The following is a 23,416-nucleotide window of genomic DNA, read 5'->3' as shown; positions in this document are numbered from 1 at the left end:
TAAAAATGTTGAATTGTATCATTATTGATGATGAACGTGCTGCCATTGATGTATTAAGCAATTATGTCAATCGTTTGCCTCAACTAAACTTACTAGCCACCTTTACAAGTCCAGTTGAAGCACTCGAACTAATCAGAACCCAGTCCGTTGATTTAGCTTTTGTAGATATAAGAATGCCTGAATTGTCGGGCATCGAGCTCATGAAATTGGCGGGCAGTCGCTGCCGATTCATTATTACTACAGCCTATGAAGAATATGCTCTTGAAGGATATCAATATCATAATATCGACTATTTGGTCAAGCCTGTTCCTTTCGAACGCTTTGTACGTGCCATCGATAAAACTCAATCTATTTTGAGAAGAAGCACCGAAAGCGAACGCTCAGGTACGGCTGATGATTATGTTTTTATTAAGACTGAAAGTAGAATCCAGAAAATAGAACTCAATGACATACTCTTTGTAGAAGGTTTAGGAAATTATGTAACGGTGCATACCACCCGTGGAAAATTTGTATCACTACTCAATGTAAAAGACTTGGAAGAAGCCCTTTCTCCAGACTTATTTTTGAGGGTTCATCGTTCCTATATCATTTCTTTGGGTAAAATAGATTTTGTAGAAGGAAACCAGATATTCCTCGATAATGAGACCTCTATCCCCTTAGGAGATACCTATCGTAATCAACTTTGGGCTGCTTTAGATAAGAAAATTATTACTGGACGAAAATAAAGTCGTGAATCTTTCCGAACTTTGCTGAAATATACAATAGTCTAAATCGAAAGTGGGTGTTGAATTTTTCACTCTTCTCTCTCCATTCAGCGCTATTAAGAATTCCCCCATTCAAAGAAACTATTCTATCTGCTGGGGGAGTTTATGTGTATAAGCATGGTTCATTGCCCGTTTGGGTAGAATTCTAGTAGTAAAATTTCTTTAACATTAATCCAATCAATGGCTATTCCCCAACGACCGTATCTCGTAGGTATTACTGGTGGCAGTGCTTCGGGCAAAACTTTGTTCCTGAAGCGATTGCTTGAGGCTTTTCCAGAAAATGAAATTTGTTTGATTTCTCAAGACAATTATTATCGCCCACGTCATCTTCAGTTGAAAGATGAAAATGGTGTTGAAAATTTTGACCTTCCTGAATCAATTGATGGAGAGGCTTTTGCCCACGATGTTGAGCTGTTGAAAAAAGGATTGGAAGTACACAAAGAAGAATATACTTTCAATAACAAAGCTGTAACACCTAAAATGTTATGCTTTAGACCAGCCCCTATTGTGGTTGTTGAAGGTATTTTTGTATTCCATTACCCTGAAGTAGCCAACCAGTTGGATTTGAAGGTATTTATTGATGCTACCAACAAAATCAAACTTAATCGCCGTATCAAACGCGACGCCGAAGAAAGAGGATATGATTTGATGGACGTGATGTATCGCTGGAAAAATCACGTAAACCCTACTTATAAAAAATTCATTAAACCTTATAGAAAAGTAGCCGATATCGTAATCCCAAACAACCATAGCTTCGACTTAGGTTTGGATGTGTTGATTAATTTCTTGAAAGCAAAAATTCATCAGTAAGCTTTAAGACATTTACAAGAAAAGGGTAGAATATGGACTAATGGTTTATATCCTACCCTTTTCATTTTTTCTAGCTCCTATTCTAAAAAGATATACCTACCGACAGCTTGGCAAAAAATGGTGTTCCTGCCGTAAAATGGATTTCATTTACGGGTTCTGTTTCATTTTTCAACTGACTTTCTGTCGCAAACTGCGTTTCCTTCCAACGCACATTAGCAAGGTTTTGAACCGATAATCCAAAGTTGTATGCCTTGTATTGATAATTGACCTGCATATCATTGACAAAATACCCTTTTGCAATTATCGTATTATCATCATTGGCTGGTCGGTCGGCCATATATCTGTATCGCAACGAGCCACTCCATCCATTTTGCGTTCTGACATTCAAGCCTCCCGTTGAGGTTCGGGTTGGAGCCAATGGCAAAAATGCTTGTAATTCGTTTACACCCAATGCTCTTGGTTTTGCGATATTCCAATCCATATCGGCGTACAGCCAGTCTGTAATTTGGTAACGCAACGAAAGATCTAATCCCATACGACGAGTTTTACCACTTGGCTCCACTACGGCTTCGTCGCCCACGTACACAAACTCTTGGTCGAGCCATAAATACCACGCCGACATATTGAGCAATAATTTAGGTAATGGCTTCCATACAACGCCCAAATCAGAACCGTAAGCTGCTGGTAATATCTCACGTCCTTGAGTAGCTACTACTACACGTGTATCGTTTGAGTGAAAACCCTTTCCTGTATTCAAATACAATTGCACACGATTGTTTGGGGTATAATATAAGTTGAATTTAGGACTTAAAATAGAGGCATTTGCTTTCAAAGTATATTTACTCGAATCACTCAAAAAGTTATTATATCGATTCCAAAACACATCATATCGCAAACCAACATTGGCTGTCAATCGCTCAGATAGTCGCATGGTATAATCGTAGAAGAATCCTAAGTTCTGCTCCATAACCTTACCATATTTCAAAGAATCACTAACAAAAGTGCGATTGACGGTTCGTGAAAGCTCAAGATTATTTACAAAATCTTGTCGATAATCCACGCCAATATTCGAACTCGTACCATTACCATGTTCTATCGAATAACTGGTATTTCCTCCCCAAAGATTACGATTTTCATGTTGCTTTATCTGATCTCCATTAATAGGGTCTTCTTTGAAAAAGGTGAAGTTGGAGAACAATAAAAAGTTATAATTAGAATAAAATAATTGGTTTTTCAACACGCCATTGCCCAATTGTGTTACCAATTGCGCATTAACATTACTTCTACTGGTTTCGCCACCTTCGGTATCATCAATCGCACCATAAAATGAAATTTGACCCGAATCTACTGCACGGTCGGGGATTTGTCCTGAGTGGTTCCACTTACTCCAAAAAGTAGAAGCCGTCAAGGTTAATTGTGATTTACTCGAAAATTGACGATTGTATTTGGTAACAGCATTGACACGACGAAAATGCTGTGGCGAGTCAAAATAACTATCCGAATAGCTATACTCTCCTCCTACGTACATCGACTCGTTGCGTTCTTTGGCTTTTTGCCCCAAAAGATTAAACGCACCCACTGCACGATAGGTATTGAATTGCCCTGCTTCAACCTTTACAAAGTTTTTGTCCAGGACATTTTTTGTTCTAAAATCTACCCAACCTGCCGTGGTAAAATTGCCTTTATCGGCATAATAGGGTCCTTTTTTGAAATCTACTCTTTCTATCAATTCAGGAATCACAAAGTGCAAATCGGCATATCCTTGTCCGTGTGCATGTGATACCATATTTACAGGCATACCATCCACTGTCAAGCGAATATCAGTGCCATGGTCAAGGTCAAATCCGCGTAGAAATATCTGTTCGGCTTTGCCTCCTCCTGCGTGTTGACCAATGAACAGCCCTGGTACTGAGCGCAATACTTCTTGTGAGTTATTGATAGGACGCAATTGCAAATCTATACTACTGATTGTTTGCTGTTGGTGCGCATTTTCAGGATGTACTTCTACCTCATCGAGCTGTACCATCGCTATGGGCAAAGCAATTTTAAGGGTTTGATTTGTTTTTACTTTGGCTTCATATTTCTGAAAACCAATATGTGAAACTTGCACCTGCACTTCAGAAGAAGTCAGTTTTGAGATAGAAAATTCTCCCAAAGAATTGGTAATCGCATAGCCATTGGGAAAGGTTCGAACAATTGCTCCTTCGACAGGTAACTGTGTAGCTTGATTGGTAATTTGTCCTTTTAGGGTAAAATGCTGAGCAATAACGCCAAATGTAGAAAGCCATAATAGCCCTACTAAGGTTGTAAAAAATTTTTGCATGTGATAAATATCGCTTTGTCTGAGCGAAAATAGGATTTAGTCTGTTGTGAATATTTTGTACTTATTCACAAAGATATTATTTAGATGCCCAAAAATGTGGTTGGATTTATTATAAAATGTTGACTGATATATAGAAAGTTTCGTTGCTAAGAAGTCCTAATATACTGGTGAACAGGAAATTATTAGGCCTGAATAGGGTTTTTGAGGCATTCCGAAAAACATATTTGCGAAAATATACATTTTAGCGAAATTTCGCTTGTTTTTATTTTTTCAATTAATTAGCTTTGATATAAGAACTTAAACAAGCAAAAAATACAGCTATGGAAAGATTAATGTATCAAATCGCTCAACATCAAGAGAAATTAACACAAATGGGTGGCACGGTTCGTTTTGACCTGCCTGAAGGAAGTATCATGATTTGTCCCAAAGGTCATGTAAGCGACGACTACCAAACGGCAGATTGCTCGTTTAGAACGACTACTACAGTCTTACAAAGCCTTATTAATGGTCATATTGACCCGATGAGTGCGGTAATCACAGGAAAATTAAAATTTGCAGGAAATGTTATGGTCGCCCTTAAACTAAAAGAATTGTTCAGCTAATAATATTGAGTGATTTGTGAATGAGTAAATGAGTGATTGTTTTAAAATCTAAATTTTAGCAGTAGAGATTCAATGATTGTAACATGATAGTATCAAAAAAGCGGTCGAAAAATATTTTTCAACCGCTTTTTTGATACTAATACTACTATGCTATGTTTTACTCAGCTTCAGACGCAAGCATTGCGTCTCTACTCTACTGGTGGAACGTAGGTTTAAAGAATAATTTTCAAAACTCTACCCTCAAAACTCCTCACTTATCTGATATTATCTAGGTTATAATGCAAGCCTCTATTTTCTTTACGAGCTATGGCGTGTTTAATCACCAAGTACGCTGCATTAATCATATTTCTCAACTGACAAATCGGTACTGATAGTTTGGATTCACGATACAACTCTTCGTGTTCGATATAAATCAGCTCTAGACGGTCATACGCACGTTTCAAACGACGATCCGTTCTTACAATACCAACGTAATTACTCATCACCGACTCTAACTCACGGGTCATTTCGGTCACCAGAATCAATTCTTCTGGGTGAGTTGTTCCGTCGTCGTTCCAATCTGGAATATTGTCAGGAATGGTATTTTCTTGGTAAATCTCGATCGTTTTTTCAAACGCACGATGTGCATACACAATAGCCTCTAGCAAAGAATTGGAAGCCAGACGATTTGCGCCGTGCAAGCCTGTACACGAACATTCGCCTGCGGCAAAAAGATAATTAATCGTCGTTTGTGAATATTCATTGACCTTAATACCACCGCACAAATAATGTTGCGCTGGCACTACAGGAATCATATCGTTGCCAGTAATATCCAAGCCCAAGTTATCCTTGCAGTATTTGTAAATCATCGGAAAATGATGCTTGAAATCTTCCGCCTCCAAATGACGAGTATCCAAATACACATGGTCGACCCCATTCTTCTTCATTTCAGAGTCTATCGCTCTAGCCACAATATCACGTGGTGCCAACGACAAACGAGGGTCATAATTTTCCATGAATGTCTCTCCATCCTTATTTTTCAAAATACCGCCATGCCCGCGTACAGCTTCCGAAATTAAGAAAGAAGGCTTTTTGCCTGGCTGATACAAAGACGTTGGGTGAAACTGAATAAACTCCATATTGTCCACCAAAGCCTTGGCACGATAGGCCATCGAAATACCGTCGCCCGTAGCAATGGTTGGGTTGGTAGTACTCTGATATATTTGACCAATACCACCCGTTGCCAAAAGTGTAGTTTTAGCAAGAAAAGTCTCGGGTCTACCTGTCAAAGTGTTGAATACATATACCCCAAAGCATCTTTTGTCGGGGGTATCTTTAGTTACTTTTTCACCCAAATGGTGTTGTGTAATCAAGTCAACGGCAAAATAATGCGTAAATATCTCAACGCTTGGAAAGGACTTTACTTTCGCCAATAAAGCGCGTTCTATTTCGTTACCTGTCGAATCCTTATGGTGCAAAATACGATGGTCTGAGTGACCTCCTTCTTTTACCAAATCATAGGATCCATCAGCTTTTTTGTCGAATTCTGTGCCATAATCAATCAGCTCTTGCAAACGAGCAGGGGCTTCTTTTACCACAATTTCTACGACTTTGGGATCTGATAAAAAATCGCCCGCAATCATGGTATCTTCGATATGTTTTTCGAAGGAATCCTCATTATTCCAAACAGCAGCAATACCTCCTTGTGCATATTTGGTATTGGTTTCCTCGGCCACCGTTTTAGTGATGACTGCGATTTTGACATCTTGTTTTTTATCAGCAAAATGTGATGCAAGTTTGGCGGTGTAGGAAAGTCCTGCAATACCAGAGCCTATGACTAAAAAATCGTATTTGGGCATTATTTTGAAATAAGTTTATCTTAGCTATCGGCTATCAGCTTTTAGCCATCAGCTATTGAATTATGTCCTAATCTAAGTAAAATATAGAGTAAAATTGCATTAATATGCTTTAGACTATAAGCCGTAGGCACTAGAATAAAGTCTGTATTACTTCGATAGAAAAGATATGATTAAGCTTAAAAGTATATTTTAATAAATCATAGAAATATTTTTGCCTAATGCCTACAGCTCACAGCCTAAAGCCATTTTGAAATGTCGTCAAAGTTACGTGCAAAGACGACATCATATTGAGTTAAAAAGAAAATATTTCCTAGAAATCGCAAATTATTCACACAATCTCTAGAATTATTTACAAATATAAGCACTCAGCTGAGGTATTTTTAAAAACCACCAGAATCAGGATAAAACCATTCCTCCAAAATTCTATATTTGTTTAAACAGTTTAGAAAAAGAGATTTCTTGAATCAGTCTAAATTGTTTAATTTCGGGCTTTGAATTGAGCTAACCTAGGTCAAAGATGTATCACAAAGCACTTATGAATCAATGATATATCCATACCAGCAGCTCAGATTTAGCCTTATTTTAATATACCTTTGGCTGTTTGCTGTCAGAATACTAGACTGTAGCTAGCCAATAAGCCTTAATATCTAATCAACTCTTTTATGGATGTAAACAAGTCCAACAATAGTCTCTGGAAAGCTGGTACAGGTGCATTTGCTATCTTGTCAGCTATTTTAGGCTACTTATTATTTGAAGCAAAAGGTATCAGTAAAGATCAAAATCGTATTATTGACCAGCGTGTGGCCGAAATTTCGTCGGCACGTATGAGCTTGGACTCGATTGGGATGCAAATGGATGCTAAAATTGCGGAAATCAAATCTTTGGGTGGACGAGTAGAAGAGTTAGAAGCTGCCAAAAAACAGTTAGAAGCTGATGTTGCTGGACTCAAATCAGCTGGTGAACTTTCGAAACAACAATATGATGGCAAAATAGCTGAGTATATTAGTCTCCTCAACAACAAGGACGCCGAACTGAATCGCCTTCGTAAAGAAAATGGCATTTTGGCAGAAAAAAATCGTACACTAACTTCTGAAAATACCGACTTGAGTACCGAAAATGTTTCATTGAAAGGCATCAAAAAATCTTTGAGCGATTCAGTCGAAAATGTATCTCGTAAAAACTCTGAGCTTTCGGCAAAAGTGAGTAGAGCCTCCGCCTTACAAGCACAAGAAGTACAAGTATTGGCCATATCAGATAGAGGGAAAGAGCGTGATGGCGGTACCTACAGAGCCTCAAAAGTGAGTAAAATCAAGGTGGCGTTTAGCTTAATGCCCAATCCAATTGCCAAACAAGACGAAAAAGTAATTTACCTTCGCGTACTCGACCCAGATGGAGCGGTATTGTTTGACACGGCTGCTGGTTCGGGAAATTTTAATATATTTGGGAAGGAAACTAATTACACAGCTAAAAAGTCAATCTTCTTTCAAAACAATAACCAAAACGTTGAAATTTCATACCAACGTGGCGGAAATTCTCCGTATCGTGTGGGCAACTATAAGGTAGAATTATATTCAGAAGGATACCAAATTGGAACAGGTGGGTTTACGGTAAAATAACACTTTCTATTGCAGATTTGGGATTTCTGATTTCGGAAGCGTCAAAAAAAGGGTCGAAAACTAGTTTTCGACCCTTTTTTTGACGCTTCAATACAAGATAAAACATTTCAAGAAGCAAGATATGCTTTCAGACGCAAAGCATTGCGTCTCTACTGGTGAAATAAGCTATTTTAGGCAAAGACAATTCATCATTCACAATTCATCATTAGGTATGTTCGAAGGATAATAAAACCATTTATTTCGGATATCGGATATTGGATTTCGGAAGTATAAACTTCTATATTTTGTGAAAAATAAAGGTATTTTTTTTATTTCCGAAATCAGAAATCCAAAATCTGCAATAGTTAGAATTCCTTCATACAACCCTAATTCACAATTTGTCATTCACCACTCACAACTCATCACTTAACAAATAACCTTTTCCGAAACTAATATATCTGCTTGCTTATGCTTTTTTTCGGCTGTTAAAAACTCCTTAAACCATTTCCCTGAGCTTTTTACAATTCTTTCTTGAGTTTCGAAGTCTACATATACCAAACCAAATTTGGGCTGATAACCTTCTCTCCATTCAAAATTATCGGTTAGTGTCCACGCCAAATATCCTCCTACATTGATACCTTCTTGTTTTGCTTTGAGAATACTTTGTAAATAGGTCTGATAAAAAGCTGTTCGCTCAGGATCATGCACTTCGCCATGACGAAGGGTATCTTTAAACGCAGCGCCATTTTCGGTAATAATCAGCTGCTTGATTTGAGGATACGAAGCAAATTTCTTGATAATTTCATACATTCCATCTGGCGATACCTCCCAGCCCAAATCCGTTGTATGATGCACGCCACGCTTATGGGGTTTTACTTCCATAGCATTGATATACGGCATCCACCAAGCTCCTTTCATCACCAACTTAAAGTAGTTTTGAATACCAATAAAATCAAAGTCAAACGCCAGTCGCTCCATATCACCTTCAAAGACATACTTTTTCATCATGGTCTTAAGAAAAGGTAAATCTTCAATAGGATATCCTAAACCCAAAGCAGGCTCAAGAAATAATCGATTGAGGAGGGCATCTACTTTTTGGGCAGCTTTAATATCGGCAAAGCGATGCGTATGCGGTTCGATATGAGAACATGAAAAAGTAGTGCCAATCACGGCATCTGACACATTTCTACGAATCACTCTTGCACCCTCAGCTTGGCATAGTGCTGTGTGGTGGACTGCAGGTAAAAAATTACTCATACCCATACGCCCAGGCGCATGATAGCCCGTCATATAGCCCAAACCCGTAAAACCTGCTGGCTCATTGAGCACCATCCAATGTTTGACTTTTGAGCCAAATTCTTCGGTCAATACCTCACAATATTCCACAAACCAATCTACGATATGGCGGTTGGTCCAACCACCCATATCCTCCAAAATCTGAGGCAAATCCCAATGATAAATCGTAGGCCAAGGCTCTAAACCAAATTCCAAACAAGTATCTATCACCTTATGGTAAAAGTCAATTCCTTCATGATTGACCGTGCCAATGCCATTAGGTAGAATTCTTGACCAAGCAAAAGAAAAGCGAAACACTTCAAATCCCAACTCCTTGGTCAGACGGATATCTTCGCGGTAGCGATGATAGAAATCGGTAGTTATATCGGCATTTGTTTTATCTAAAATTTTATTCTTTTTATGGCTAAATCTATCCCAAATAGACTCACTTTTATTTCCTTCATTCCATGCACCTTCATTTTGAAAGGCCGACATTGCGATGCCCCACACAAAATCATTTCCAAAATCTTCCTTACGCAACTGTTGATGGTTCATAATTTTATTATTTTTTGACTGCGAGTATTAATGCTGAATTATGAGTTGTGAATTGTGAATACAAAGTTTTAATTATCAATACTTTATATCAAAACCCCTTTCTATCTTATTCTACATGATTAGGCTTTGGGCTATTAGCTAAGTTTAAACGTGTTTCCAAAGAAATAATGGAAACATTTTTAAACTTAGCTAATAGCCTTGAGCAAGTATTTTTTGCCCACTTAATTTGTTAATTGTAAATCTATTTTCAGTAATGGGCTTATGGCGTTCAGCAAGTATATATTATTAAAGTTATAGTCTTAATTTTGGGCTGTTTAACTTTTTATAAATTACTTGCGTAAGCAATGAATTTATACTGTTTGAGCGAAGCGAGTTTATAAATTCTTGAATTTTTTGTTACTTTTTGTTTCAAGACAAAAAGTAAGACGAAGAATTAATCAATAAAATATACTATTTGAAAAGTTTAAACAGCTTCTTTACTTGATATTCGTCATTGCCCACTCCAACTTCCTGATAATTAGCACATTTTATATTTATTAAAAGGGCGACAAAAGTAAAAAAACTTTATGAATTGTTTATGTTAAATCTTTTTTGATTGTATTTAAGTTCTCTCGATGTCTTCAAAATTTGACAAGAAATTCATATTGAGCCTCCTCTTTTTACAAATTCTTAACTTATTACAAATCATGAAGTTATACTAAAATCACAATTTTGCACTGTGCTTCTGAGGAGGTAGAGGTGGTAGCCAAGCACTACTTGATAGCTATTTCTAACCAAGCAATCGCATATTATGCAAAGAAGAGATTTACTTCGACAATTGGCTTTTACCGCAGGAGGGTTATCGCTTCCTTCGTTGGCAAATGCTCAAAAACCCAGCGCACCAAAACGTGTACTTCGTGTAGCTCATATTACCGATGTACACATCCAACCCTTGATTGGGGCGGCCAAAGGTTTTGAGCGTTGTTTGCACCATATTCAATCATTGGATATCAAACCAGACCTTATCATCAACTCTGGTGATTGTGTGATGGATGCACATAAACGCACACCACACAATGCGGACAAACAATGGAAGCTTTTTAATGAAGTACTCAAAAGTGAAAATAATTTACCAGTAATCAGTTGTGTAGGCAATCATGACATCTGTTGCGAGGGCGATAGTTTCAAGACCTTCGAGGACGGTAAAAAATGGGCCATGGACGAAATGTCCATGAACAAGCGCTTTTATTCGCATGATACAGACCAGTGGCGTTTTGTCATGCTCGATAGCGTTCAGCGCAAAAAAGACGGCTCATGGTACACTGCCCACCTCGACGACGAGCAATACGATTGGCTGAAGTCGACACTCAAGGCTACGCCCGACGACAAGCCCGTGATGGTAATTTCGCATATTCCGATTTTGGCGGCTTGCGTGTTTTTCGATGGCGACAATAGCAATAACGGTAAATGGGAAGTACCTGGTAGCTGGATGCATACCGATGCCAAACGTATTTCAAATCTTTTTGATGACCATAAAAATGTAAAATTGGCTGTTTCAGGACATATTCACCTAACCGACCGAGTTGACTACAATGGCGTTTCTTACTGTTGTAATGGCGCTGTATCTGGTAGATGGTGGTTTGGTAAATACCAGCATACCGAAGCAGGCTATGCCATCATCGACCTTTACGACGACGGTTCGTTTACTAATACCTATATAAGTTATTAATGGGCTTTAGGCTGTGAGCTGTAGGCATTAGTATCAATGCTGAGTTGTGAATGTAAATTTTTAATTGTCACTATTTAGCATTCGGCTTTCAGCTATGAGCTCTTGGCAAAATATTTTTTATGAATTCAAAAACTCATTTTTCTTAATGCCGAAGCTTATAGCCAAAAGTATCATAAAAGCCTTTTTAAGGATTAGTGCTGAATAAGATTTAGGTTATGTGTTTAGACAACAGGCACAAGGCAAAGAGTGTTAAACTGTTTTTAGTAATGATAGATATGTTTTTGCCGAATGCCCAAAGCTGAAAGCTCAAAAATTAAGTGAAGAAAATCGATGAAATAAAATAGTAGTAATCATAAAATTACATTCAAAACTCATCACTCATACTTTGGTCTTACCTCATTTTCATATTTCCAAATTGCATTAGGTTCGCTCATCTATTACGTCATACACTGAGAATATTTTTTTTGGTAGCTAGTTATGAAATAAGTGGTTCTCGTTTATAAACGGTAAGGCTTTGTCTTACCGTTTTTTGTTTTTAGGCTTTAATCGATGTTTTTAAGCCAACAATACCAATAGCAATGAGGGCTATCCAGCCGATTTCTTGCCAAACCCATTTTTCATGTAAGATAAAAACATCTGACAACTTGATAAAAACCAAGGCAAGGGCTGTCCAAACGGCCATAGCCACGGCTGTTGGGAGCATTTTGAGTGCCAGCGCAAAAAAGTAAATGTTTCCAATCCCAAAAAAGATATATCCCAGCAATGGCGAAAGAAGCATCCAAGTATGCATGGAAAAAATGGTATCCCATTGAATCGTTTTGATTTTCTGAAAATCAAGATATTTCAATGAAAATGTCCAAGCGGCTTCAAATACCGCAGCAATTAATAAATAAATCCATTGCATAATTTATGGTTTATGTAGAGACGTAACATGTTACGTCTCTCACAGATTTATGATGTTGTAGAGACATAACACGTTATGTCTAACTCGCTCTTATCTTTTTTTTATTTTCTGTAAAAACAAATTCCACAGATTAATTCTGAGGAAATAATACTTTCGAAACAAAGGATATTTCAAGAGTTTTTTTTCCTCAAATCTTTTAACCGAAAAAGCATGTTGCAAGAAATAGTCTTTCGGAAAATCATAGTATAAACCCCAATTTTCGGGGGCATTCCCAGGCTTTTGCTTGGGATCATATACTGTTTTGAAGAGATAATCCCATACAGCAAACTTGGTAGAGAAATTGGCATGAAAAACCTCTTTATAATTAGCATGATGCCAAAGGTGTAATTCAGGCGAATTGAAAAGGTATTTCCACTTACCTAATTTGATATCAATATTGCTATGAATAAACATCCCAAACATGGCATCTAGTAAGGCTTTTATCGGTAATACTTCGGGGGATGCACCTAGCAAAATAATCGGCAAGAACTCAATCGTTTGATTAATAACAATCTCGACAATATGCGAGCGTGAACCACTCAGAAAGTCTACATTTTTGCCCGAATGATGCGCCTCATGTGTCCGCCAAAAGAAAGCATTGGCATGTTGAAAACGGTGAAACCAATAGATATAAAAATCATGGGTTACCAGAAAAAAGAACACCTGCAATGCTAATGGCCAATGACTCACCGACACCCAAGAAGACCAAGGATAAGCCTTATGAATAGGCTCAATGATGTATTGAAAAATAAGAATTTTGAGAAAATAGCTTTGAATTATGGTGTACCAAACCAAATCAACCCAAAAGCCTTCTCTAAAAAAAGGAAGTCCTTTGCGATAAGGGAATAGTCTTTCGAGCGTAATAATCAGTACAATCCAAACTACCAAAATCAGCGTGGTAATTTCAACCGTTGTCATATAAATAAAAGGTTCCGTTTTTTAGCACAAAGACCTACAGAGTTACATCTATAGGTCTTTTATGAGCCATGGCAATCAGCTTTCAGTTATCGGTTTTCCGCCCGAAAGCTGATTGCCGAAAGCCGTCAGCTATTTATTATACTCAGCAGAAATATGCTTTCTTAATTTTTTCATCTGACCTACTTCAGAATCATATACTTTTTTGATACCGTCGCCACTCGCTGTTTCTACGTCGCGGATGTCTTTTACTAGGCGAGACAAACCTTGTGGTTCAACCGACGCAGCGTGGTCAGAACCCCACATAGCACGGTCAAGCGTAAAGTGTCTCTCTACAAAAGTTGCACCCATTGCCACTGCTGCCACAGTAGTAGCCAAGCCAGTTTCATGTCCAGAATAACCAATAGGGTGATTAGGGAACATCGTTTTTAGGGTATGAATCATGTTCAAATTCAGCTCTTCTGGCTTACAAGGATAGGCGGATGTAGCGTGAGCAATCGACAAAGGATATTCAGGGTCAAAATCTAGGATAAAACGAACCGTTTCTACGATTTCATTTTGCGTAGACATACCCGTTGAAATCATCAATGGGCGACCAGTTTTCAAAATACGTTCAATCAATTCAAAATCAGTCAATGATGCCGAAGCCAATTTGTACAAAGGCGTATCAAACTGCTCCATAAAATCTACTGATTCTACATCCCAAGCCGATACAAACCAGTCCATTCCACGCTCTTTGCAATATTGGTCAATGATAGAAAACTCTACTGTACCAAATTCAGTTTTGCGCTTATAGTCGATATATGACATACGTCCCCACGGTGTATCACGCATGATTTCCCATTGGTCGCGAGGCACACATACTTCTGGAGTTCTTTTTTGAAATTTCACCGCATCTACTCTAGCATTGACAGCCTCATCGATGAGTTTTTTAGCAATATCAATCGAGCCATTGTGATTGATACCAATTTCTGCAATGATGTAACATGGCGCACCTTCGCCAATTACTTTTCCTGTGTTAAGTTCAATTGATTTCATGCGTTTGTTATTGTTAGTTTTTTTGAAGGCACAAAGCGAACAGGCACTAAGGCACAAAGTGGTTTATATTATCCTATTCTAATTCACTTTGTGCCTTTGCTACTTTATTGTTAGTTTTTTGAAGGCACAAAGGGAACAGGCACTAAGGCACAAAGTGGTTTATATTATCTTTTTCTAATTCACTTTGTGCCTTTGCTACTTTGTGCCTTTGGCACTTTATTGTTAGTTTTTTGAAGGCACAAAGGGAACAGGCACTAAGGCACAAAGTGGTTTATATTATCCTATTCTAATTCACTTTGTGCCTTTGCTACTTTATTGTTAGTTTTTTGAAGGCACTAAGGGAACAGGCACTAAGGCACAAAGTGGTTTATATTATCCTATTCTAATTCACTTTGTGCCTTTGCTACTTTATTGTTAGTTTTTTGAAGGCACAAAGGGAACAGGCACTAAGACACAAAGTGGTTTATATTATCTTATTCAAATTCACTTTGTGCCTTTGCTACTTTGTACCTCATTCACTTTATTGTAAATCACTTTGCCACTTTGTGCCTTTGAACCTTTGCCACTATTAAGCCTCTAATAAAATTTCAGTTATCACCTCTTGAGTTTGTGCCTCTAGAATAAGTTCAGCTAGTTCGCGGAAACAGCCTTCGCCGCCTTTGGCTTCGCAGATATAGTCTACTTGGCTACGCACTTGCTTAAGGGCGTCGGCAGGACAAGCCGTAAAGCCTACGTGCTTCATGATTTCGAGGTCATTGACATCGTCGCCGATATAAGCAATTTGCTCAGGGAGGATATTACGATTCACCAATATTTGTTGGAGTACCGCCAGCTTATCTTTGATACCCATGTGCAATTCGGTAATCTTGAGCTTTTCGGCACGTTTGCGTACAGAAGGCGAAAGCTCGCCAGTAATGATACCTGTAGCAATTTGTCTATTGCGCAAACGCTCGACACCCATGCCATCACGGATATTGAATTTTTTCAATACCTCACCATTTTCTCCATAATACACCCCTGCATCGGTCAATACCCCATCACAGTCGGTAAGGAGCAATTTTATATGTTGTAATTTTCCCATTGAGTAATTTGTGGTTAAGCTTACTTGAACATTGTAGCTATTTCAAAACTCTGCACTCAAAATTCAAAACTCTAAATGCTTGTCCACCCGCCATCGACTACTAGGTTGGCGCCTGTCATATAAGCCGAAGCATCAGAAGCAAGGAATACCAATGCCCCTTGATAATCGTTAGGCTGAGCCATACGACCAAGTGGAGTTTTGGTTGTATAGTTTTTGATAAAAAATTCGTTCTGACCGTTTTCAACACCCCCTGGCGACAGTGTATTCACACGCACGCCTTTGTGCCCCCAATAGGCAGCCAAAAAGCGAGTAAAGTTGAGAACAGCACCTTTGGTAGTTGGATAGGATGGAGATTTAAAAAAACTCTGCTCGCCGTTTTCGTCACGGTAAATTTGTTGGTCAGGACCCACCATGCCGTAAGTAGAAGCAATATTGATAATGCTACCAGCACCTGCCTCTGCCATTACTGAACCAAATATCTGCGAGCATAAAAAGACCCCAAGAACATTGACTTCAAGTGATTTTCGGAAAGACTCCAACGGATAGTTTTCAAAAGCTGATAACTCTTTTGCCATCAATGGATTTTCGAACATATCGTTAATAGCCGCATTGTTGACCAACACGTCGATTGAGCCATATTTTTCGAGAATAGTCGCTTTCGCCTTCTCCAAACTATTAGGGTTTGTCACATCGAGCTTTAGACCGATATGTTTTTCTCCTAATTGATTAGCCAAACCTTTGGCTTGTAATTCGAGTACGTCGGCTACAACCACATTGGCACCTGCGGCAGCGAGCGCCTCGCAGTGTTTTTGTCCAATCAATCCTGTAGCACCTGTAACAATAGCCGTTTTACCTGCCAATGAAAACAATTGGGGTACAGCCAAAGAAGGATTCGAGATTAGCTGATTCATGGTTAGGCTTTCTGCAAAGCAGGTTTGATATTGTAGTTTGAAGTTTTTCTAAAAACAGCTTCCAATACTTCTCCACGAATCAATGGCATTGCATCTTTATCAAGAATCGCTTTTTTCATGATTGGCATAACATCGCGATAAGCAGACAAAGTGTAAGCAATATCCTCGTCGGTATGACTGTAGCACATATTATGAAAACCTGCCCACAGGATACCACGCTTAATCATTTCTTGTTGCATAAGCGTTTTAAGCTCTAGTCCATTACCAGCTTCTGGACTAAATGTTACCATAGAGCGACATGGATAACCGATACATTTGGTAAATGCGCCTAAGCCAAACTCCTCTGCAATCTGATTGTATCCTTGTTGTAAAATCGCCCCTTTTTCGGCTAAATACGCTGGTACATTTTTTTCTTGTAATTCACGAATAGTAGCAATACAAGCTGCCAAAGACAAAGTTTCGCCACCGAAAGTTGTGTAGCTAAATACTTCTTTGTTGAAAAGCTCCATGACGTCGGCACGACCCGTCAACAAGGCAATTGGCATTCCATTAGCACAAGCCTTTGAGTAAACCGCTAAGTCTGGTTTTACTTGAAAATATTCTTGTGCACCACCCAAGGCAATACGGAAGCCTGTCCACATTTCATCAAAAATGAGTAATGTTCCATTTTCACGACAAGCTTCGGCTAATTCTTGAAGGAAGTTATTTTTAGGTGCTTCAAAAATAAATGGCTCTAAAATCACAGCTGCTACGTCTTCGTCCAAGGCAGCACGAATACTGTCGATGTCGTTGTATTCGAAAGTATAAGTCATATTTTGCGTACTTTCGGGCACGCCAGCATTACGACTTGTGATACCGATATACCAATCATGCCAACCGTGATAGCCACAGCAAAAGATTTTTTCACGACCTGTAAAAGCACGTGATACACGAATAGCCGCCGAACAAACATCTGCTCCCATTTTGGAGATTTTGACTGCCTCAGCATTTGGAATAATGTCTTGAATCAGTTCTGAAAGCTCAACTTCCAAAGGATGCGTCAGAGAAAACGAAATCCCGTCAGCTAATTGGCTTTGGATGGCCTCATCGACTGCTGGGTAGCAATACCCTAGAGATACTGGACCAATTGCGGCGTTGTAGTCGATATACTCGTTGCCATCGACATCCCAAACGTGTGAGCCTTTTCCTTTTACCAAATACTTTGGTGCAATACCTTTGGTAAATTGACCTGGCCCTTTAGCAAGGGTCTGAGTAATAGGTTTTTGAACTGCCAATGCACGTTCATATAGGATATCCGAAATAGTAATATTAGGATAATGGTCGTTAAATTTTACTCCGTTTGGCATGACAATGAATTAATGGTGATTCTCGAAATGCAATGTTGTATATAGTTTGGCTTAGGCTGTATGCATTAGGCAAAAGGTCTTTATAATTTCATATAAAACTCCTTTTTTCTTTAGCCTAAAAGACCTTGCGTGCAACGTCTCTACAAGTGGGGATTATTCTGCAAATTCAGATACTGCAATGGCTGGCTGAATAGATTCAGTATGATAGCCCAAAATACGTTCTGCTATTTGTTTTCCTGTAAATCCTTCGTATTCTAGCACCTCTTGCAAGCGTGCTGGTTTGAACCATTTCTCAAATAATGCAATAGGTAAAACAGGTGCTTGTATCTGATTTTTCAAGAAAATTTCTGCTACAATTGAGTACAAACCTCCTGTAACAAAATGGTCTTCAATGGTTACTAACAAATCTGTTTTTTGCGTTAAATCTACCAGATAAACTTCGTCGATTGGCTTGAGACTACGAAGATTTACGATACCCACAGACTTGCCTTCAGCTCTAAGAATTTCGGCGGCGATAAGCGTTTGCTCAAGCATAAAACCGTAAGTCAGCAAGGTAACGTCAGTACCTTCAGCAATAACTTCAGCTTTGCCAATTTCAAAGTGTTTTTGATGTTGAAAAGAGGTAGGACGGTGACAAATACGAATATAAGCTGGATGTTTAGAGGCAAGTATTTCGGGTAACATTATAGCCAAATCTTGCTCATTGGCTGGTGCAAAAACTTGCATATTTGGAATTCCTCGCATGAGAGATACATCCTCTACAGCTTGGTGTGTGGGACCGTTGCCATCTGATAAAAAACCAGGAATAAAGGCGCTCAACTTGATAGGCAAATTGGGGATTCCTGCATCGGTGCGTACAAATTCAAAAGCACGCATCGAAAGAAAAGACGCCAATGCATGTAATACAGGCACTCTTCCACGTAATGCCAACCCTGCGGCGGCACCTACCATACATTGTTCGGTAATTCCTGTATCGATAAATCTTTTACCTAAAACTGGAGGCAAATTACGAATCAAAGCACGGTTTTCGGCTGTCATGACTACGATACGCTCGTCGTCGATGGCTATATTTTTTAGTAGTTCTTCGTACATAAATTCAATTAGTTAATTGTGAATGAGTGAGTTGTGAATTAATAATTACATACTTTACTCAGCCACTCAATAAGACCTTGCAGTGCAACGTCTCTAAGTTCTATCTTACCACAAGGGTTTCTGAATCTATTTGAGCCTTTTGTTGCCCGTAGAGTTCTTGTAAGAGTTGTTCAATTTCTACAGTCGAAAAATTGCAAAACCAACGGTCAGCACGAGCTTCGATACTTGGTAAACCTTTTCCTCGAACTGTATCGGCTATTATTACACTTGGTTTATGTTTTTTGTATGGCAAGTCTGCAAATGCTTCTTCCAAATCCAAGAAATTATGACCATCAATGCGACATACTTCCCAACCAAAAGCTTCAAATTTATCTACTAAAGGCTCTAGTGGAATAAGGTCTTCTGTGGCCATATTGGCTTGGAAATTGTTGCGATCCACCACAAAAATAAGGTTGTCTAATTTGTGCGCGTGTGCCACCATAACTGCCTCCCAAACCGAACCTTCATTAAGCTCGCCATCGCCCAAGATACATACCACGCGATTTTGAGAACCACTAATTTTCAAGTCCATTGCCACACCCACTGATACCGCTGGCAAATGTCCCAAAGAACCCGAATGGAACTCAATACCAGGGATTTGGGTGTTGGGATGCCAATAGATATGGTCGTTGGTAGATAAGTGGTTTTGCAGTCTCTCTGCTTCTAAAACACCCATTTCGACCAACGTACCATAAAGTGCTGGCACATCGTGCCCTTTCGACAAAAACAAATAGTCTCTGTCGGGGTCATCCAAGTTAGAAGAGTTTAAGTTGAGGAATTCTGTGTAGAGGTAAACAATCAAATCGGTTGCTGAAAGCGATGCACCCACAAAACAGCCTCCGTCGGTCGAAAGCTTGATGATATGCTCACGAACTCGTAAAGCCGTTTGCTCCAATTTCTTTAATTTTACTTCGTTCATGGGGAGTTTATTGAGTGAGTTTCGATTGAATAAATGAGTGATTTTTCAATCTAATTACACTTTTTTATTTTTAAAGGATAGACGTTCTACGCCGCGTCTTATACCAAGAATTCTAATAAAAAAAGACTTATTTTTCCAACAATCATTGTTACTTATGACTCATTGGAATTTGATAGTTTTGGGGAAGGCACCAGACCCTGTGCTTCTACCTGAACCGTCATAGAAGCATCGATAGTTTTTAGCTCGTCCAAATGGTTTCGATACCAGTTGACACCTGCCCACTGAGCGTTAATAGCCATAATTTCAGGCTTTTGCGCCAATAAATTTAAAATATCTTCCAAAGAGAACTCAGGCTTGAGAGGATATAGCTCTTCAAAAATCCGCTTAATAAATTGGTAGTCTTCATGGTAATCTATGGTAAATCTGTGTGACATTGAATAATCCAAACCTGTTTCCCAAAGTACATTGCCTAGTTTGAACTTCTCTGGATTCTCCCAGAAATAAGGCGTTGTATGCTCTAGTTCCAAAGGCCGAACTGCCTCCTCCCAAGCTTTGGTTAGGGCTTTAAAACTCATAATCTCTACATCGTTGCCATCGGGATAAGTAGCAGGATGTAAGTTACTTATATAATCATATTTGTCGGGTGCTGACAAGTACACATCTAATACTTTATCCACAATACGAGGGTCGATAAGTGGACAATCTGATGGTATTTTAAGAACAACGTCTGCTTCTGTCAGATGCCCTACTTGCCAATGCCTGTCGAGTAAATCATTGAGACTTCCTCTATAACAATCTATTTGATATTTTTTACAAAAACGCTCAATGACATCGTCATGTGTATGATCAGAAGTTGCAATAACGATATGTGATATACGCTTTACCATTCGAAGACGCTCTATCATGCGGTAAAGTAGGGGCTCTTCCAAGATAGGAAGCATTACTTTACCTGGCAATCGGCTCGAACTCATGCGAGCTTGTACAACGATGGTGATAACTGGCGCTTGACTCATGCGATTTCGCAAAGACTAGGTTTAATAATGGGTGTTGCGTGGTATTGGTACTGTTTGGCAAAGTCTTCTTTTTTACCATTAAACTCCAAAAAGTCACGGCATACACGAGCAATATTTTGAGCAGAAGTACCTCCATTCTGAATTGGCGCTAATCTTTTTAGATCCTCCACATCAAAATAAGAATGTACTTTTTTCCCCAAGGCAATACCCACATATACGAGCGTCGAATACTGTGTAATTAATTCGTCGCAATTGGCAATCATGTGATTTACATTGCCATTAGTGTAAATAAAAGTACCTTCGGGCGTATTTTCTTTGATTTCGGCAATAGCTCTTTCAAAAATCTCGTTGGGATGTAGCTTAAACACCAATGGTCGTCCGTTGGCGATTTCAACACAACGTTTGATAAAGCCTACTCTATCGTCTGGTCGGTAACATTCGCGAATATCAGAAGTAGTTACCAACACATAGTTTTTCATATCGAGGGTGTTATCCACAAACTTTTCACAATTATCAAAATTAGGCATACCTGTTACCATGATTTTGTGAGCTTGGGTTCCCATGTCAGAAAAATATCCTTTGTAGCCTTCCGATGCAGCACAATACACATCGCAAATATTGGAAGTACCATTCAGGGATGTTCCTATAGCTAAATAAGGAGGAAGATGTAATTTTTTGACCCATTTGCTAATAGTGGTGCATTCATCTATCATACCTTCTTGCACCCACAAAGTTTTGGTTTGAAGCATTCTGTCAGGAATAATCAAATCCGAACAATAGACCACCAAATCGTAGCGATTTTTTTGTGCTTTGTAGTCCATCTGCAAACCGTGCTCAGCGCAATAGGTCTCCGAATTACGACGAAACTGCCCTGCAAGCACCGTGCGGTCGGCCCAAGTGGTATTTTCGATCACCCAGTTCACCAAGGGCGAGTCTGCAAAAATCTGACTAAACCAACAATCATACTCAGGCAATTGCTGAGCGATTTGGTGCATCTGCGAGGTTTGATTAATCGACCCTGTGATAAACAGTATTTTCTTTGGTATATGCATCCGCTATTGATAAGCTTAGTGAGTCCAGAATTCTAGTAATATCTAGCGTTTTCTGTGATGTAAAAGTAGAGAATTATTATTACCCAAATATTATGAATAGGTTACGAATTATTGAGTTAACAATTTGATAATAAAGGAAGTGTAAAAAACAAAGCATAGATTACTACTGGGCAAAACGAAAAGTTTCATTCAGCTGAATTTTGTAAATACAGTTTTAAACTGTTAAAAAAATGAGTCCAAGACTAAGTCTTGAACTAGTAAATTTGGCTGAATGATATTGTTTTTTATAACTTGTCTTATCGATCAAACCTTGTTGGTAAACGCCTATGAAAAAAGCATTTTTTCTATTCTTCACTTTGTTATCCTTTAAGAGTTGGGGACAAGTTAATACGTTTTTGACCTACAAAAAGGAGATTTACCCTAGTCGTAAGTACATAACTCAAAGTGATACTTTGCAGTGGGGTTCGTTAGAAGTTATTACTACGATGATACATCCCAAGAAAAACACTGCCAATCAATTTGCATGTCGTGCTTGGTTATATATCAGAAAGAATCGAAAAACTGTGAGCAAAAAATTTTATGATATAGATCCTGTAGGCTCATGCTCTGGTCTATATCTTCCCTCTCAGCAACCTCTCAAGGATTACTTTATCGTATCTAAATTTGGTGACTATGATGGTGAAACTCTACTGATTGATGCTAGTGGAAAGTTGACCACATTACAAGGCGGAGCTTTTGCAGTTTCAAAGGATGGGCGTTATCTTTTTGCTAATTACTCCTCTGATATTCAAATTTTGACCATTTACGATTTAAAAAATCATAAAATACTCATGAGTATCGAAAATATGGATGGATTAGAATATCAAAATATTTATGATAAAAATGGGACGTATTACGTTTCCTATTTTCCCAGAGAAGGAAGCTTGACAAGTGAATTGGGATTCATTGATTTTCAAAGAAAAAGAATTCAAAAAACTAAAGTTTCGCTGCATCAAAATCTATTACTGCCAACTTACAATGAGGTTTGGAAACAAGTAAACTGTAATTGTAGCTCACATTAATATCATGAATCGTTCATCAAAGATTTTTTTAGGCTTGAGTCTATTTTTCTTATTGTCTTTTACAATTTCTATCACTCCCTCTATACAGTCGTATGGCTTTTATACTTGTGAATGTATGGACTCATGCGCAGTTGTATATGAAGTGAGTCCGCAAGGGTTATCTAAATCATATCCAAACACTTACTGTAATTCAAAGAGAAACCCATCTAACTTGCCAACACAATGGAAACGAAATGAAAATTCTAATGCCAAATTATTAGTGACGATTCCTTTGTGGATGCTTTTTGAACCTAGAAACATTTTTGGTAATCCCGATGCTTACGACCAAGGTGGATATATCTTTTCCTTTGAATATATGGGTATTCGTAGAAATTTTCTATTTGACCCTAATAATTCAGGACCTTTCTACAAAGCTCATTTTAGTAAAACCATTAGCAATCAAATAGAACTTATCAGACCATTTTTCTAATAATTTTTGATAGGAATGATGATAAAATAGGATTGGGATATTACAAAAATAGAGACGCCAAGTTTGG

20 protein-coding genes are annotated in these 23,416 nt (G+C 38.5%); 7 read left to right on the top strand and 13 right to left on the bottom strand.

The features are described from left to right. Positions 1 to 5 precede the first annotated feature (5 nt). Positions 6 to 725 carry a LytR/AlgR family response regulator transcription factor gene (locus QM524_RS18025; RefSeq protein ID WP_166578747.1) on the top strand — a complete coding sequence of 240 codons (720 nt, stop codon included), beginning with the start codon at positions 6 to 8 and terminating at the stop codon, positions 723 to 725. A 219-nt stretch (positions 726 to 944) separates the two neighbouring features. After that, positions 945 to 1,574 carry a uridine kinase family protein gene (locus QM524_RS18020; RefSeq protein WP_095161444.1) on the top strand — a complete coding sequence of 210 codons (630 nt, stop codon included), beginning with the start codon at positions 945 to 947 and terminating at the stop codon, positions 1,572 to 1,574. Between the two features lie 82 nt (positions 1,575 to 1,656). On the opposite strand, the gene QM524_RS18015 is transcribed toward QM524_RS18020, so the two are convergent. Continuing rightward, a complete protein-coding gene (locus tag QM524_RS18015) occupies positions 1,657 to 3,897 on the bottom strand; it encodes a TonB-dependent receptor (RefSeq protein WP_283345620.1) in 2,241 nt (746 codons plus the stop codon). Positions 3,898 to 4,217: 320 nt separating this feature from the next. On the opposite strand from QM524_RS18015, the gene QM524_RS18010 reads away from it, so the two are divergent. Then, a complete protein-coding gene (locus tag QM524_RS18010; RefSeq protein WP_166578749.1) occupies positions 4,218 to 4,499 on the top strand; it encodes an SCP2 sterol-binding domain-containing protein in 282 nt (93 codons plus the stop codon). A gap of 254 nt (positions 4,500 to 4,753) precedes the next feature. Here the strand turns inward: QM524_RS18010 and nadB are convergent, their stop codons facing one another. Beyond that, positions 4,754 to 6,337 carry an L-aspartate oxidase gene (gene nadB / locus QM524_RS18005; protein ID WP_095161441.1) on the bottom strand — a complete coding sequence of 528 codons (1,584 nt, stop codon included), beginning with the start codon at positions 6,335 to 6,337 and terminating at the stop codon, positions 4,754 to 4,756. A gap of 662 nt (positions 6,338 to 6,999) precedes the next feature. On the opposite strand from nadB, the gene QM524_RS18000 reads away from it, so the two are divergent. After that, entirely contained in the window at positions 7,000 to 7,953 is a 954-nt protein-coding gene (locus QM524_RS18000; protein WP_283345619.1) for a hypothetical protein, read from the top strand. Positions 7,954 to 8,358: 405 nt separating this feature from the next. Here QM524_RS18000 and QM524_RS17995 read toward each other — a convergent pair whose 3' ends face one another. Continuing rightward, positions 8,359 to 9,762 carry a GH1 family beta-glucosidase gene (locus QM524_RS17995; protein ID WP_283345618.1) on the bottom strand — a complete coding sequence of 468 codons (1,404 nt, stop codon included), beginning with the start codon at positions 9,760 to 9,762 and terminating at the stop codon, positions 8,359 to 8,361. Positions 9,763 to 10,552: 790 nt separating this feature from the next. Here QM524_RS17995 and QM524_RS17990 point away from each other — a divergent pair. Beyond that, positions 10,553 to 11,470: a metallophosphoesterase family protein gene (locus QM524_RS17990; protein ID WP_283345617.1), complete on the top strand. Its 918-nt coding sequence runs from the start codon at positions 10,553 to 10,555 to the stop codon at positions 11,468 to 11,470. A gap of 535 nt (positions 11,471 to 12,005) precedes the next feature. On the opposite strand, the gene QM524_RS17985 is transcribed toward QM524_RS17990, so the two are convergent. The 10 genes from QM524_RS17985 to QM524_RS17940 form a co-directional block, all read right to left on the bottom strand. Next, complete coding sequence (locus tag QM524_RS17985) at positions 12,006 to 12,374, bottom strand: DMT family transporter (protein WP_283345616.1); 369 nt, start codon at positions 12,372 to 12,374, stop codon at positions 12,006 to 12,008. Positions 12,375 to 12,464: 90 nt separating this feature from the next. Beyond that, a complete protein-coding gene (locus tag QM524_RS17980; RefSeq protein ID WP_283345615.1) occupies positions 12,465 to 13,331 on the bottom strand; it encodes a sterol desaturase family protein in 867 nt (288 codons plus the stop codon). A gap of 129 nt (positions 13,332 to 13,460) precedes the next feature. Next, the gene (locus QM524_RS17975; RefSeq protein ID WP_283345614.1) at positions 13,461 to 14,366 is read right to left on the bottom strand and encodes an N-acetylneuraminate synthase family protein; all 906 of its coding nucleotides are present in this window, start codon (positions 14,364 to 14,366) and stop codon (positions 13,461 to 13,463) included. Between the two features lie 568 nt (positions 14,367 to 14,934). Continuing rightward, on the bottom strand, positions 14,935 to 15,447 hold the full coding sequence (locus QM524_RS17970; protein ID WP_283345613.1) for a KdsC family phosphatase: 513 nt from the start codon (positions 15,445 to 15,447) through the stop codon (positions 14,935 to 14,937). A gap of 71 nt (positions 15,448 to 15,518) precedes the next feature. After that, positions 15,519 to 16,358 (bottom strand): SDR family oxidoreductase, encoded by an 840-nt coding sequence (locus QM524_RS17965; protein ID WP_283345612.1) that lies wholly within the window; start codon positions 16,356 to 16,358, stop codon positions 15,519 to 15,521. Positions 16,359 to 16,360: 2 nt separating this feature from the next. Beyond that, positions 16,361 to 17,704, bottom strand: coding sequence for an aminotransferase class III-fold pyridoxal phosphate-dependent enzyme (locus QM524_RS17960; protein WP_283345611.1), 1,344 nt, complete (start codon positions 17,702 to 17,704; stop codon positions 16,361 to 16,363). 153 nt (positions 17,705 to 17,857) lie between these two features. Continuing rightward, a complete protein-coding gene (locus QM524_RS17955; protein WP_283345610.1) occupies positions 17,858 to 18,796 on the bottom strand; it encodes a transketolase family protein in 939 nt (312 codons plus the stop codon). Between the two features lie 100 nt (positions 18,797 to 18,896). Further along, positions 18,897 to 19,754: a transketolase gene (locus tag QM524_RS17950; RefSeq protein WP_283345609.1), complete on the bottom strand. Its 858-nt coding sequence runs from the start codon at positions 19,752 to 19,754 to the stop codon at positions 18,897 to 18,899. Between the two features lie 152 nt (positions 19,755 to 19,906). Continuing rightward, positions 19,907 to 20,767 carry a glycosyltransferase family protein gene (locus QM524_RS17945; protein ID WP_283345608.1) on the bottom strand — a complete coding sequence of 287 codons (861 nt, stop codon included), beginning with the start codon at positions 20,765 to 20,767 and terminating at the stop codon, positions 19,907 to 19,909. After that, complete coding sequence (locus QM524_RS17940) at positions 20,764 to 21,819, bottom strand: hypothetical protein (RefSeq protein ID WP_283345607.1); 1,056 nt, start codon at positions 21,817 to 21,819, stop codon at positions 20,764 to 20,766. The genes QM524_RS17945 and QM524_RS17940 overlap by 4 nt, the downstream gene beginning before the upstream one ends. A gap of 326 nt (positions 21,820 to 22,145) precedes the next feature. On the opposite strand from QM524_RS17940, the gene QM524_RS17935 reads away from it, so the two are divergent. Next, positions 22,146 to 22,880, top strand: coding sequence for a hypothetical protein (locus QM524_RS17935; protein ID WP_283345606.1), 735 nt, complete (start codon positions 22,146 to 22,148; stop codon positions 22,878 to 22,880). A gap of 4 nt (positions 22,881 to 22,884) precedes the next feature. Next, positions 22,885 to 23,349 carry a hypothetical protein gene (locus QM524_RS17930; RefSeq protein ID WP_283345605.1) on the top strand — a complete coding sequence of 155 codons (465 nt, stop codon included), beginning with the start codon at positions 22,885 to 22,887 and terminating at the stop codon, positions 23,347 to 23,349. Positions 23,350 to 23,416: the final 67 nt, after the last annotated feature.

The organism is Flectobacillus roseus (genome assembly GCF_030056595.1).
In the GTDB taxonomy this organism is placed as follows: Bacteria; Bacteroidota; Bacteroidia; order Cytophagales; family Spirosomataceae; genus Flectobacillus; species Flectobacillus roseus.
The sequence above is the reverse complement of the archived record's forward strand: the minus strand, read 5'-3'. Positions and strand labels throughout refer to the sequence as shown.

Excerpts from the sequence above, each read along its gene's own strand:
- QM524_RS18025 (WP_166578747.1), top strand. The coding sequence starts at position 6 with ATGTTGAATTGTATCATTATTGATGATGAACGTGCTGCCATTGATGTA.
- QM524_RS18020 (WP_095161444.1), top strand. The coding sequence starts at position 945 with ATGGCTATTCCCCAACGACCGTATCTCGTAGGTATTACTGGTGGCAGT.
- QM524_RS18015 (WP_283345620.1), bottom strand. The coding sequence starts at position 3,897 with ATGCAAAAATTTTTTACAACCTTAGTAGGGCTATTATGGCTTTCTACA.
- QM524_RS18010 (WP_166578749.1), top strand. The coding sequence starts at position 4,218 with ATGGAAAGATTAATGTATCAAATCGCTCAACATCAAGAGAAATTAACA.
- nadB (WP_095161441.1), bottom strand. The coding sequence starts at position 6,337 with ATGCCCAAATACGATTTTTTAGTCATAGGCTCTGGTATTGCAGGACTT.
- QM524_RS18000 (WP_283345619.1), top strand. The coding sequence starts at position 7,000 with ATGGATGTAAACAAGTCCAACAATAGTCTCTGGAAAGCTGGTACAGGT.
- QM524_RS17995 (WP_283345618.1), bottom strand. The coding sequence starts at position 9,762 with ATGAACCATCAACAGTTGCGTAAGGAAGATTTTGGAAATGATTTTGTG.
- QM524_RS17990 (WP_283345617.1), top strand. The coding sequence starts at position 10,553 with ATGCAAAGAAGAGATTTACTTCGACAATTGGCTTTTACCGCAGGAGGG.
- QM524_RS17985 (WP_283345616.1), bottom strand. The coding sequence starts at position 12,374 with ATGCAATGGATTTATTTATTAATTGCTGCGGTATTTGAAGCCGCTTGG.
- QM524_RS17980 (WP_283345615.1), bottom strand. The coding sequence starts at position 13,331 with ATGACAACGGTTGAAATTACCACGCTGATTTTGGTAGTTTGGATTGTA.
- QM524_RS17975 (WP_283345614.1), bottom strand. The coding sequence starts at position 14,366 with ATGAAATCAATTGAACTTAACACAGGAAAAGTAATTGGCGAAGGTGCG.
- QM524_RS17970 (WP_283345613.1), bottom strand. The coding sequence starts at position 15,447 with ATGGGAAAATTACAACATATAAAATTGCTCCTTACCGACTGTGATGGG.
- QM524_RS17965 (WP_283345612.1), bottom strand. The coding sequence starts at position 16,358 with ATGAATCAGCTAATCTCGAATCCTTCTTTGGCTGTACCCCAATTGTTT.
- QM524_RS17960 (WP_283345611.1), bottom strand. The coding sequence starts at position 17,704 with ATGCCAAACGGAGTAAAATTTAACGACCATTATCCTAATATTACTATT.
- QM524_RS17955 (WP_283345610.1), bottom strand. The coding sequence starts at position 18,796 with ATGTACGAAGAACTACTAAAAAATATAGCCATCGACGACGAGCGTATC.
- QM524_RS17950 (WP_283345609.1), bottom strand. The coding sequence starts at position 19,754 with ATGAACGAAGTAAAATTAAAGAAATTGGAGCAAACGGCTTTACGAGTT.
- QM524_RS17945 (WP_283345608.1), bottom strand. The coding sequence starts at position 20,767 with ATGAGTCAAGCGCCAGTTATCACCATCGTTGTACAAGCTCGCATGAGT.
- QM524_RS17940 (WP_283345607.1), bottom strand. The coding sequence starts at position 21,819 with ATGCATATACCAAAGAAAATACTGTTTATCACAGGGTCGATTAATCAA.
- QM524_RS17935 (WP_283345606.1), top strand. The coding sequence starts at position 22,146 with ATGAAAAAAGCATTTTTTCTATTCTTCACTTTGTTATCCTTTAAGAGT.
- QM524_RS17930 (WP_283345605.1), top strand. The coding sequence starts at position 22,885 with ATGAATCGTTCATCAAAGATTTTTTTAGGCTTGAGTCTATTTTTCTTA.